Origin of the sequence: Pedobacter sp. PACM 27299 (assembly GCF_001412655.1) — a bacterium.
Lineage (GTDB): Bacteria > Bacteroidota > Bacteroidia > Sphingobacteriales > Sphingobacteriaceae > Pedobacter.
Window position 1 is genome coordinate 2,298,931 of sequence record NZ_CP012996.1, and the last position, 13,711, is coordinate 2,312,641.

6 protein-coding genes are annotated in these 13,711 nt (G+C 43.3%); all 6 read left to right on the forward strand.

What is annotated here, in order from left to right; genetic code table 11:
• The first annotated feature begins 179 nt into the window (after positions 1-179).
• The 6 genes from AQ505_RS09635 (at position 180) to AQ505_RS09660 (ending at position 13,707) form a co-directional block, all read left to right on the forward strand.
• A complete protein-coding gene (locus AQ505_RS09635; RefSeq protein WP_197286340.1) occupies positions 180-3,497 on the forward strand; it encodes a SusC/RagA family TonB-linked outer membrane protein in 3,318 nt (1,105 codons plus the stop codon).
• 18 nt (positions 3,498-3,515) lie between these two features.
• Entirely contained in the window at positions 3,516-4,961 is a 1,446-nt protein-coding gene (locus AQ505_RS09640) for a RagB/SusD family nutrient uptake outer membrane protein (RefSeq protein ID WP_062547984.1), read from the forward strand.
• A 130-nt stretch (positions 4,962-5,091) separates the two neighbouring features.
• Complete coding sequence (locus tag AQ505_RS09645) at positions 5,092-6,015, forward strand: ABC transporter ATP-binding protein (protein WP_062547985.1); 924 nt, start codon at positions 5,092-5,094, stop codon at positions 6,013-6,015.
• Between the two features lie 3 nt (positions 6,016-6,018).
• Complete coding sequence (locus AQ505_RS09650) at positions 6,019-8,289, forward strand: Gldg family protein (RefSeq protein WP_062547986.1); 2,271 nt, start codon at positions 6,019-6,021, stop codon at positions 8,287-8,289.
• A 2-nt stretch (positions 8,290-8,291) separates the two neighbouring features.
• The gene (locus AQ505_RS26895) at positions 8,292-10,928 is read left to right on the forward strand and encodes a MutS-related protein (protein WP_231635059.1); all 2,637 of its coding nucleotides are present in this window, start codon (positions 8,292-8,294) and stop codon (positions 10,926-10,928) included.
• Between the two features lies 1 nt (position 10,929).
• Positions 10,930-13,707, forward strand: coding sequence for a M16 family metallopeptidase (locus tag AQ505_RS09660; RefSeq protein WP_197286341.1), 2,778 nt, complete (start codon positions 10,930-10,932; stop codon positions 13,705-13,707).
• Positions 13,708-13,711: the final 4 nt, after the last annotated feature.

Genomic DNA, 13,711 nt, shown 5'->3' on the forward strand with positions numbered 1-13,711 from the left:
GCCTGTAGCCTCTGAAAGCAGGGCATTTCCGGTACAGACCAACATGTCAAATGTATACAAATTTTACAAAATATTTTTGTGAGTCTTCGGGCTACAAGGATAATTTCCTAGAGTCAGCAGCGCCAGATCATTATCCGGCAACTGGCTATAGGTTATGGGGGATAAATACAATTCTTGTGATGAAATTAATTACAGCGTTATTAATCCTGAGCCTGACTCAGGTGACTGCGGCTACTTTTGCACAGAAAATTACCATGAACAAAACCAACGCCACTATTGAAACCGTCCTTGAAGAAATAGGAAGGCAAAGTGGCTATGACGTTTTTGTTGGGGTGAAGACCTTAAACAGCGCAAAATCTGTCAGCATCAATGTAAAAAATGCAGCAGTAGAAGAGGTGCTGAGACTTTGTCTGGAAGGACAGCAGCTTGATTTCTCTATTGAAAATAAAATCATTGTCATTAAACAGAAGCAACCTTCACTTCTGGATAAAGTAGCGGCCGTTTTTTCGGGCACTGAAATATTTGGGATTGTGCTGGACAATGATAACAATCTGCTGCCGGGAGCAACGGTGACCATTAAGGGAAGCAATCGAAGTACGACCACCAATGGGATGGGGCAGTTTAAATTAAAGGATGTTCCGGACGGTGCTATATTACAGATTTCTTTTATGGGCTATGTGACCAAGGAAATTAAGGTAACGGAAAATCTATTGGGTGTGAAACTGGAATTGAGCACTTCTAAGCTAGATGAAGTACAGGTGATGGCTTATGGAAAAACCAACAGAAGGATCTCTACTGGAAATATTGTAACGATCACTGCGAAGGAACTGGAAAAACAGCCGGTCACCAATCCCTTACTGGCGCTTTCAGGTAGGGTTGCAGGAATGATCGTGACGCCGACCAATGGTTATGCCGCGAGTCCTGTGAAAGTAGAAATCAGGGGAAGAAAAGCCATCAATCCAGGGTTTGTGTCTGACCCCCTGTATATCATAGATGGTGTTCCACTCAGTAGTATAGAACTTGGTGTTGGATCTGATTATAACAAAGGTTCGGCAGGTGTGGTGCAAAATGGATTTTCTTATACAGGAGGCCAGAGTCCACTGTTTAATATCAGTACCAATGACATAGAAAGTATAGAAGTGTTGAAGGATGGTGATGCGACTGCCATCTACGGTTCAAGAGGCGCAAATGGCGTAATTCTCATCACCACGAAAAAGGGAAAAGCTGGAGCAACTACACTTTCAGCGAATACTTCACAGGGACTCAGTTATGTGACACAGCGTTACAATATGCTGAACACAGAACAATATCTACAGCTGAGAAGAGATGCATTTGCAAATGATAACATCGTACCAACGGTAGTCAATGCACCAGATTTAACGCTTTATGATCCTGCTCGTTATACCGACTGGCAAAATAAACTGTGGGGTAATATGGGTAAAAAAACCAATGCTTCGCTGAGTCTAACCGGTGGAGATCAGGTAACACAATTCCTGTTCTCCGGTAATTATGCCCGGACGGAAGAGATTGTTTCCAATGGAGGAAACAATCAGAATGCTTCGATGGCACTTAATCTGACTCATAGTGCTATGGAGCAGAAATTCAGAATCAATGCAAATGTCCTTTATACTTATTCCGCAGTAAAAACCATTGGTACACCTGATGCGGTTACTGTGGCACCTAACGGTCCTGATATTTATGCAGAAGATGGCAGTTTGAATTTTAAGGGCTGGGGTAGAGGTCCGGATGGCACCTACTTTCCTTTCGGTTCCCTGGAATCCGGCTATTTTTCCAATACGAATTTGATGAAAATGGGGGTGAATCTGCATTATCAGCTGGCAAATAACCTTTCTTTAGCTACCAATCTGGGCTATACGTTTACTTATAACACAAACCGTTTTTTCAACCCGATTTCCAGTATGGATCCACTTAGCAACCCAACTGGTACTGCATTTTCAGGAAACACCAATAATTCCAACTGGATTATCGAACCGCAGCTAAATTATAATGTAAACTTATTTGGAGGTGAGTTCAGTGTGTTATTAGGCGCTAGTTTACAAAAAGACGGCACTAAAACTGCGGGTATTTATGGTCTTGGTTATGAAACAGACGATTTTTTGGAGAACATTGCGCTGGCTCCTGTTAAATTAATTTATGACAACTCGGGCTATTATAAATATGCAGCAATATTTGGCAGGGTCAGTTATAATCTAAAGGATAAATATATCCTGAATATTAATGGCAGAAGAGATGGATCTTCGCGATTTGGTCCCGGAAAACAGTTTGGTAATTTCGGATCTATCGGAGCAGCATGGATCCTATCAAATGAGAACTGGCTTAAGGATCGACTTCCTGCAATGATCAGTTTTATTAAATTGAGAGGAAGCTACGGATTAACAGGCAGCGATGCTGTTGGGGACTATAAGTACCTTACTCAATGGGCAAGTAATACGCCAGGTTCAGTCCCACTCCCTAATTATAACGGCGTTTCGCCTTTGGTCAGCTTACTGGCAGTAAACCCAGACTACAGATGGCAGGTGGCAAAAAAACTGGAAGGTGCATTAAATTTAGGTTTTTGGGAAGACCGTGTCAATCTCCAGGTTTCCCGCTATCGTGAACGCATAGGCAATCAGCTAACGGAGTATCCAACCCCACTTTTTAGTGGCTTTAAAAGTGTAGTTGCCAACTGGCCGGCTTTACTTGAAAATAAAGGCTGGGAGTTTACAGCAGAGATCGAAGCCATCAAAACGGATAAAATAAGATGGAACTGGAATTTTAACGGCGGTCGGAATACCAATATACTGGCCAGCTACCCAGGAATAGAACTTACGCCCTATGTTAACCTTTTTAGAGTGGGATCATCCCTGAATACCTTGTACCTATTGCATTATACGGGCATAGATCCACAAACAGGGAAATACACATTCGAAGATTATAATAAAAATGGGAGTATTGCCTTCGACAATACCAAACAACCGGGTACTGGTGATGATGATCGTTTTGTGGCTCTTGACATGACGCCAAAGTTTTCCGGTGGTTTCGGGACTTCTTTTAGTTACGGGAATTTCAATATCAGTACCTTTTTTGAATATAGACAGCAAATCGGTATTAATCCGGATTACAGCAGTTCAAGTTTGTTAGGGAGTATGCACAACCAATCTGCTGATGTATTTGGTAACTATTGGAGGAACCCGGGCGATCAGGCCTTATATGCAAAACCAACTACAATATCAGGTGATGATAGTACCAACAGCTTTTTTGCTTCTGATGGTCAATATCAGGATGCTTCCTATCTGAGAATGAATAATATCTCCTTGGGCTACCAATTCGATAAGAAAATCTCTAAAAAACTGGGTGCAAAATCATTGAATGTATACGCCAATGCACAAAATGTTTTTGTGCTGAGTAAAGGAAGGGGCTTGGATCCATCTGTTCAAAACTTTGGAGCGCTTCCACCGGCAAAAGCCATAGTATTTGGTCTTTCCGTACAATTTTAATCTGATAATGACATGAAGATGAAAAGAAATCTAAAATTATATAGTGTAATTATGCTGACAGTGGCTTTGGCTTCCTGTAAAGACCTGGTCAGCATCCCGGAGCCGACAGGTTCTGTGACCACAAAAAAAGTATTTTCTACGGATGGACAGGCGAACTCTGCAATGGCTGGCGTCTATACCCGCATGATCAACAAAACTTATGAAGGAACCACAGGAATGCAGGGATTTGCAGCGGGGATGTCTACCATTTTTGGAGGGATGTCTGGTAATGAGTTGATTACGACCTCCACAGCAAATGCCTATTATGGCTTTAATACGAATAATCTGTTTACGAATGATGGCTCAGTAGCAATGATCTGGGGGACCGCTTATGATGCCGTTTATGGTTGTAATGCCGTAATAGAAGGGATTGAAGCTTCAGTTTCCGACAAATTGCACGATAATGTCAGAAATAGACTGATTGGCGAAGCCAAATTTGTCCGTGCATTTTCTTATTTCTACCTCCTGAATTTTTTTGGCGATGTGCCTATGGCACTGACGATAGATTTCAATAAAACCGCCACCATGAAAAGGACGCCAAAAGCGGAGATTTACGCGCAGCTGATTAAAGATCTGCTGGATGCGAAAAACCGGTTGCCTGAAAATTTTTCTGGTACAGATGGCCAAAGGATTTTACCCACTAAATGGGCTGCAACGGCATTATTGGCCAGGGTCTATTTATATACAGGAGATTACTCAAATGCTGCAGCTCAGGCTACTGAATTGATCAGTCAATCTGCATTATTCAAACTGCCGGAAGATTTGAACAGTGTTTTCTTAATCGATAGTGAGGAAGCCATCTGGCAATTGCAGCAAGGCGATCTTCCTGCAAATGGTAAAGCGACTCCTGAAGGATTTACGCTGGTTGCCAACAAAGCTACCATTCTTAACGACCGTCCTTTTTTCCACATGACCGATGAATTAAAAAATGATTTTGAGGCAAATGATCAGCGTAAAATAGCCTGGACCTGGAATGAAACTACTGGAGGTAAAGAAATTTACTACCCTTACAAATATAAAGTCGGCACCTATAATGCACGTACTGGTAATATGACCGAGTATTATGTGGTTTTAAGGTTGGCGGAGCAATACCTGATCCGTGCAGAAGCACAGGCACTTGCCAACATGCCATTAGGCTCGGCAATTGCCGATCTGAATGTGATCCGTCATAGAGCCGGCCTGGATGATCTGCCTGCCGGACTTTCTAAATCAGCAGTCATCCTGGCAATTGAACATGAAAGAGAGATCGAGCTTTTTGCAGAATGGGGACATCGTTTTTTTGACCTCAAGAGAACAGGACGTGCAGAAAATGTGCTTTCGATATTGCCAATTAAGCAGCCCTGGAGAAGTGACCAGTTAATTTATCCTATCCCAAAAACAGAAATTATTGCCAACCAAAACCTGACGCAGAATCCAGGTTACTAATTTTTAACATACCGCCGTCATCCCTGGTAAAATAGGGGGAATACCTGCAGTAAAACTGCGGAGCAGGAACCCCTTTGTCTCAAGATCACGGCTGAACCAAAACAATAACTTATCAAACTCAATAAAAACTATGGAACCAATCGTTCGTATCAGCGGGCTTTCGCACCGTTATAGCACCAGCTGGGCTATACGTGACATCAATTTCGAAATTCCAAAAAGTGGGATTGTTGGCCTTCTGGGCTCCAATGGTGCCGGTAAATCTACTACCATGAATATCCTTTGCGGGGTACTCACACCGACCACAGGAAAGGTGATCATCAATGGCATTGACCTGAGTAAGCAGCCGGAATTGGCCAAGCAGGAAATCGGCTTTTTGCCGCAAACTCCGCCATTGTACATGGACCTGACTGTGGATGAATACCTGAGGCATGCAGCGATTTTACGTTCAATAGAAGATAAACAATTAAAATCAGCACTGGAGGAGGTCAAGGAACGCTGCGGTCTAACACACATCAGCAAAAGACTGATCAAGAATCTATCTGGAGGTTATAAACAGCGGGTCGGCATCGCTCAGGCCATTGTCCATCAGCCGAAATTAGTAGTATTTGATGAGCCTACAAATGGCCTGGATCCGAACCAGATTCTGGAAGTCCGTGGACTGATTAAAGACATTGCCACAGAACGTGCGGTTATTCTTTCTACCCACATCCTAACCGAAGTTCAATACCTCTGCAAAGACATCGTCATGATTGAAAGTGGAAGGATTGTATTTGCGGATACGATGGAAGCTTTCGACAATTATATCGCCCCGCACAGCATGCTACTGACCCTGGAAAATGCGCCTTCAGAAGCCGCATTGATGGCTATAGAAGGGCTGATCAGGATAGAATTCCTCACGGAAAAACAATTACGGATCTATTTCAATGGCGACCGCAGTATTTCTGAAGCTGTGGTGCTGGAAAGTGCAAAACAGGGATGGCGCTTAAGGGAGCTCAATATGGAGAAAAACTCTTTAGATGAAACTTTTGCCCAACTGTCCAAAATCTCTAAATAGCTTATGAAAAAAATTATACAGATAGCCAGACTTGAACTCAGTCTGCTATTTTATTCCCCGATTGCCTGGCTGCTGATCCTGGTGTTATTTCTGCAGATGGCACTCGCATTTCTATCGTCAATTGCCGAAATACAGTACCTCCAGGAGTTTATCCCTGTGACAGGGATATCAGAAAGACTATTCACGACCATGATTGGGACGGACACGATTCCTGTAGGTATATTTCTGACGATGCTGGGCAGTTTATACCTGTATACACCGCTCATTACGATGGGAATCATCAGCCGGGAAATGAATACAGGAACGATTAAACTGCTTTATTCTTCACCGGTACAACTCAGCCAGGTGGTGTATGGAAAATTCCTGGCCATGCTAGGTTATAACCTGGTAGTGATGGTGCTCATGAGTCTTTTTGTGGTTGCTGGTGCTTCCACTGTGCAGCACTTTGATTATTCCCATATTTTGGTAGCGATGCTGGCTTCCTTCCTGTTGATGAACGCCTACTCGGCTATCGGCATCTTTATGTCGAGCTTAACTACCTATCAGGTGATCGCGGCGATTGGCACTTTTGCCGTACTGGCCTTCATGAATTATATTGGGAAATTCGGACGGGGGATAGATTTTGTTCGTGACCTGACCTATAGCCTTTCCATGCCAAGTCGCGCAGAGCGAATGGTAGGCGGTTTATTGACCAGCAGGGATGTGATTTATTACCTGGTAATCTGTGGTATTTTTCTTGGATTTACCATTGCCAAACTAGAACTGGCCAGGACTTCAAGGTCTGTTGCAAAGCAGGTATCACGATATGCCCTTATTTTAATTCTTGGTTTAACAGTCGCTTATATCAGTTCCCGACAGCCATTGATTGCTTATTACGATGCCACGGCAACCCAGTCCAATACGCTGGTAAAGGCTACTCAGGAAGTTCTGAAACAAATGGGTGATGAACCTATTGAAATGACAGAATACATCAACGTAATGGACGATAGTTATAACTATGGCGCTCCTGAAAATCGCATTTCAAGTATTGCCCGCTGGGAGCCTTATCTGCGGTTTAAATCCAATATTAAGTTAAACTGGGTTTACTATAACAGTAGTTTCGACCTTCAGGCTTTTACCGAAAGGGCAAAGTATTTGGAAGTAGATACTGCTGATTTTCTGACACCGGAAGCCATCCGTAAACAGGTAGACCTAAGCGGAGAAGATAATCGTTTGGTGATACAGTTGAAATACAAAGGTAAAACCACTTTCTTACGGACCTTTTTTGACGGTGGATTCTGGGCCAAAGAACCAGAAGTTGCAGCTGCATTAAAGAGACTGCTGCTGACCCCGCCGAAAATTGTTTTTGTGACTGATGGTTATCAGCGTAGTGTAGCCAAGATTGGCGATCGCGATTACCAGCAGTTTTTCAATATTAAAACTTTCAGACCCGCTTTGATCAATCAAGGTTTTGATATCGACAGCCTTTCTTTAGAGAATTCTGAGATACCGGCTGGCATTGCCACATTGGTGATTGCTGATCCGAAAGTAGAGTTCAGCCAGAATGCATTGGCAAAGCTTCAAAAATATATTACAGCGGGTGGAAATCTGTTGGTGGCCGGAGAACCAGGGAAACAAGCGGTGATCAACCCAGTTCTTAGTATGCTGGGGCTAAAGATGAGTAACGGAACACTCGTTCAGCGCAGCAGAGATTACTCTTATGGTTTGGTGACGCCAAATTTAGGAGCAGCCGCCCTATCGATGAGCTCAGGATTAAAGACGCCGTATGAGGATAAAAAGGTAGTCGCTATGCCGGGCGTAGCCGCAATAAATATAGCCGATAAGGGCGTTTTTAAGGCCCAGCCTGTATTGATAACCGATGATAAAAAGAGCTGGATCAAAGCCGGAACTTTTGTACTGGACTCAGCTGCCCTGGTATTTGAGGCGAAGAATGGCGACCAGAAAGGTGCATTCCCGACAGCGATGATGCTGACTAGAAAGTTGAACCAAAAGGAACAGCGGATTATGGTATCCGGAGATGCCGATTTCATGAGCAATAACGAAATGAATAGGGGAAATCTGGCCACTGTGAACAATGCTTTTGTACTCCATCTTTTTAAGTGGTTTTCTAATGATCAATTTCCCGTAGATATGACCAAAATCGAGTCTGTAGACAATAAACTAGAGCTGAACGAGGCTGGGTTGAGAACGATACAGATCATGTATTATGGGGTGATTCCGGCTGCCATATTCATCCTGGGAATGATTTTGCTTACCCGAAGAAAACGTAAATAATTATGAGCTTTATAACCGATAAACAAACGATCGATGATCTGAATATCTTCGCCAAATCGGGGAGCGATTCGATCTATCATATTTTTAATAAAACCTATACGCAGGGTGCTGCCGCCCTGCTCGATGAGCTGTTCAGGAACCCACTTTCAGATGAAAAACTGATCAATGAACGTGTAGCTATACTGCGGTATTTTCAGGAAAGTAAACTGGCTTTTCCTTTACAGGGGAATCGTTTTGAGGAGGCAGAAAGGTACCTTGCCAATACCGAGCCGCGAAGCCGACTGTCTAATCAGGGTTTTAGCATGGCCGATTTCCAGGCTGCCGCACAAAGTGTAACGGCATTAGTGGAGATCTTGAAGGGACTGAAGGCATTTATGCAGGACCTTCAGCCTAAAGTAGCGGGAAATCCTTATGGAGCAGCAGTAGAAAAGGTTTTGGACCTGCTCAGTTCAAGAGCGCTGGAACTCGTTTTTACCGACCATGGGAAAGGCAAAATCTCTTCGGGGAAAATCGTAGAGTACGACAATATTTTAAGGTTCCAGCAGCATGACCTGCTGGAAAAAATACTCCAGCATATTTATCACCTGGATGTGTATTGTTCTATCGCCAAAGTGGCAGAAGAACGTGGGTACAATTTTGCAACCGCCTTAAAAAGGGATGCCAATCGCTTAGATTTACAGGGACTATACCATCCTCTGCTGCACAAGCCAGTGGCGAATTCCTTAACGATGACACCGGATAGTAACATCGTTTTTCTAACCGGGGCCAATATGGGGGGGAAATCTACCTTCATGAAGTCGCTGAGTATTGCCATGTATCTGGCACACCTGGGTTTTCCTATTGCGGCAAAAAATATGGAATTCTCTGTTTGCGATGGGATGTATACCACCATCAATTTACCGGATAATCTGGCCATGGGTGCCAGCCATTTTTATGCAGAAGTGCTCCGGGTAAAGAAGGTAGCGGTAGCCCTCGGCGAAGGGAAAAACCTGTTTGTCGTTTTTGATGAACTGTTTCGGGGAACTAATGTGAAGGATGCCTACGAAGGAACCATTGCCATCATGGAAGCCTTTGCCAGTAAACCACATTCGCTGTTTGTGATCTCTACGCATATCATGGAAGCAGGGAAAGTATTACAGCAGAAATGCAGCAATATGATTTTCCGTTACCTGCCTACGCGTATGGAAAATGGCAAACCTGTATATACCTATACCCTAAAAGAAGGGATTACTGACGACCGCCATGGGATGATCATCATTAATAATGAAGCCATTTTAGAACTGATCAGCCATGAAAAACAAACCAGAAAAATACAAAGCAATTTTAATGCAGATAAACAAACGGCAGACGACTTAAACCTGCAGGGGAAATTCAAACAGCAATCTATTTACAGTTTATTTAACCACCTGCAAACCAGAGGTGGCGAAAAGGAACTGGAAGGTATGTTTGCGCGACCATTAACTACTCCGGAGCTGATCAATAAAAGAAGTTCGGTTTTTGCGTTCTTTCAGCAGCATCAGGTGATCTTTCCGGTAATCCGTTCACAGGTAGAATCCATGGAAGATTACTTGTCGGGCGGTGCAGGAGCAGCTTTACCAGCGGTAGCCTGGAGCATCTTTGCTAAAAAGCTCAAACAAGTCCTGTTTCATGATGCCGAATTGCTGCAATTACAGGCAGGGCAGTCAGTTACTATTGAGGTGCTGCAGTCTTTCCGGGATTTCTTTAAGGAATTGTCGGGGAAGGGGAATGTTTCCGTTTACCAAAAGGAACTGGATCACGCAGCGCAGATTTTTAAGGACAGGAGGCTGGAGGACATTTTAAATGCGCCGGATGAACAGCTTTCTTTAAAGCAGCTGATCCGCAATGACTATGTGATTCGCCATGCGATGATGACACAGATGGAAATCCTGTTGAAATTAATTTATGAGCTGGATGTATTTGTTGGTATAGCTGCGGTTGCAGCTGAACAAGGTTTCGTGTATGCGGAGGCTTTACCAGCGGAACAGATGCTGCTGGATATGGAAGGCTTCCGTCATCCGGGATTAAAAAATGGAATCAGCAACAGCCTGCATTTAACTGCTGATCGCAATGTCTTGTTCTTAACCGGTGCTAACATGGCCGGCAAATCCACCTTTATGAAATCTATGGGGATTGCGGTTTACCTGGCGCACATGGGTTTTCCTGTAGCGGCAAAAAGAATGAGGTTTTCCGTGAAGGATGGGCTGTTCTCTTCCATCAATGTTTCTGATAATCTGGACATGGGCTACAGCCATTTTTATGCGGAAGTACTGCGCACAAAAACGGTAGCACAGGCGGTCAACGAATCACTCAATTTATATGTGCTGTTTGATGAGCTTTTTAAAGGAACCAATGTAAAAGATGCTTATGATGCCACGCTGGCAGTGACACAAGCTTTTGCGGAAAACAGGAACAGTTTCTTCGTGATCTCTACACACATCATTGAAGTAGGGGAAGCCTTAGGTAAAGCTTGTCAGAATGTGCAGTTCTCTTTCTTACCAACGGTGATGAAAGATGGCGTACCTACTTATCCATATACCCTGGCAGCTGGAATTACCAGTGACAGACAGGGCATGATCATCATTGAAAATGAAAAAATTGTTGACCTCATTCGTAATTAATATGTTATTTAAATATAAACCTTTAAGCCTGCTTTTTATTGCAGGATTATGTATCCCATTCGCATGTAAAACGCAATTGGATACCCAGGCGCTGCCATTAGATCCGCAGCTGCGTACAGGAAAATTGTCAAACGGTTTTACCTATTATATCCGTAAAAATAAAACACCAGAAAAAAGGGTCATGATGTACCTTGCTGTTAAAGCAGGCTCTATCCTGGAGACGGATCAGCAAAGGGGAGTGGCTCATTTTATAGAGCACATGAGCTTTAACGGAACAAAGCATTTTCCTAAAAAAGCACTTTCTGAATATCTGGAGAAATCTGGTGTGCGGTTTGGTGCAGATATCAATGCGACTACGCTTCCTGATGAAACCGTATATCAGCTGCCTTTGCCCTCAGATAATCCAGAACTGCTGAGCAATGGTTTACAGATGATGCGCGATTGGGCGCAGGATGCCAACATAGAACCGGAAGATGTAGAACGTGAGCGTCATGTTATTCTGGAAGAAAGACGCGTTCGCCAGGGAATTACACAGCGTTTACAGGAACAAACTATTTCGCTGTATACCAACCAGTCGCGTTATGGCTCCCGTTTGCCAATCGGTACGGAAGAAGTACTGCTAAAGGTAACACCAGAAGAAATCCTCAGTTTTTATAAAGATTGGTATAGACCGAATCTGCAAGCCTTATTGGTGGTAGGGGATATTGATGTGGATCAGATGGAAAAAGAGATCAAGGCTAAATTCTCTGACCTTAAAAACCCTGAAAAGGAAAAGGAACGTACCGTTTATCGCGCAGAACTTACAGGTAAAAACCAATATATGCAATTTATAGACCCGGAATTGGGTGGTGTTTCCCTGGAAATAGTCATGAAACAAAGGGGAAATACAGTCATTACGGCAGCAGATTATCGGGCAGATCTATTAAAAAACCTATTCTCTCAAATGTTGGCTGCAAGGTTCAGGCAACTACCTCTTGTTGGGGTGGCACCAATCATGGGTGGACTGAATTCTTTTTATGTGAATATTACGACTAAACCAGCAGAAATGGAACCTGCTTTGAAGAGTGTATGGCTGGAACTCCGTAAAATAGAAGAACAAGGGTTTACAGAAGCTGAGCTGGACCGGATGAAGAAAAGTTATTTGCTGAAGCTGTCCGAAAGTCTACAGGAAAAAGATAAAACCGCTTCGGAAATCCTGATCAAACCTTATTTGCAAAATTTCCTGATTGGCAGTGCTGCAACTGGCATCGCCAAAGAATATGAATTGACAAATGAGCTGCTCCCAGAGATCAGTTTAAAGGAGGTCAATGCAATGATGAAAGCTTACCTGAAGCAAACGGATAGAGACATCGTTGTGAAGTCATCAGCGATTAATAAAGTGTTTTTGCCAACGGAAGCAGCCATCCAAACCTGGATTGAAGACGTTTACGCGCAAAATCTACCGCCTTATGTGGATGATGTATTGAGCCTTCCGCTACTTAAAAAGGAACCTAAAGCGGGAAAAATCACCGCGATTGAAGACGTATCACAAGCTGGATTGCAAAAAATCACGTTGAGTAATGGGGTCAAGGTGATCCTGAAGAAAACAGATTTTCAGAATAATCAGGTGCTCTTTAAAGGGTTTTCTGAGGGTGGCGCATCCTTATCTTCTGATGAAGATTATCAAAATGCAGTAAGTGCGGCAAATATTATTGCTGCCGGTGGTGCCGGTAATTATGATGCTTTGCAGCTGGGAAAATTATTCGCAGGAAAGCAGGTGCAGCTGATTCCATTTATTCTGGATAACTACCAGGGTTTTAGTGGCAGCACAACGAAAGAGGACTTGCCGGCAACGCTGGAATTGATGTATGCTTACTTTACAGAACCGCGTAAAAGTGAAGAAGCCTATCAAACATTGATCGGCAGAACCCGGGAAGCCTTCGCCAATAAAGCGAATGATCCCAATCAGGTATTTGCAGATACCGTAAACCTGGTGCTGGCCAGCAATCATGTGCGCAGAAGACCGCAAAGCATGGCAAAAATCGCTTCGATTAACCTCGATAAAGCTTTGAAGATTTATCACGAACGCTTTGCAGATGCCTCAGGTTTTACCTTCGTTTTTGTTGGAAATATAGAAGAAAAGACGATAAAACCATTGCTGGAGAAGTATCTGGGCAGCTTACCTGCTACAGGAAGGAAAGAAAAGGCCCGCGATCTGGGGATTAATATTCCTTCAGGCCATATTGCTAAAACAGTATACCACGGCGCTACGCAAAAGGCAAGTGTAATGATGGTCTATGCTGGTGATTTTAATTATAATTTCGAAAATACCATCCAGATGAATGCCCTTGCTGATGCGCTGAATATCAGCCTCAATAAGCGGCTTCGCGATCAGGAAGGCGGTACTTATACCCCCAATGTGCAGATGAGCATGACCAAGTACCTGAAAAACAGATTTAGCCTGACGGTCTCTTTTGATTGTGCCCCGCAGAATGTAGAAAAGCTCATTGCTTCGGCACAGGATGAGATCAATAAAATGAAAGTTAAGGGACCTTCAGCTGAAAACCTGCAAAAGTTTAAGGTCGCCCGTAAGCTTTCGCTGCAAACCGGATCTACTAACAATAATTTCTGGTTGGATTACCTTCTTGGTCAGGAGATGAATAAAGAACCTTTGACTGAGTTTTATAACTACGATGCAGTATTAAATAAAATTACGGTGAAATCTGTGCAGCAGGTTGCGGCAACTTTTATTCAGGATAAGAATTACATCAGGCTAGTCTTGATGCCAGAAAAAAAATAACATT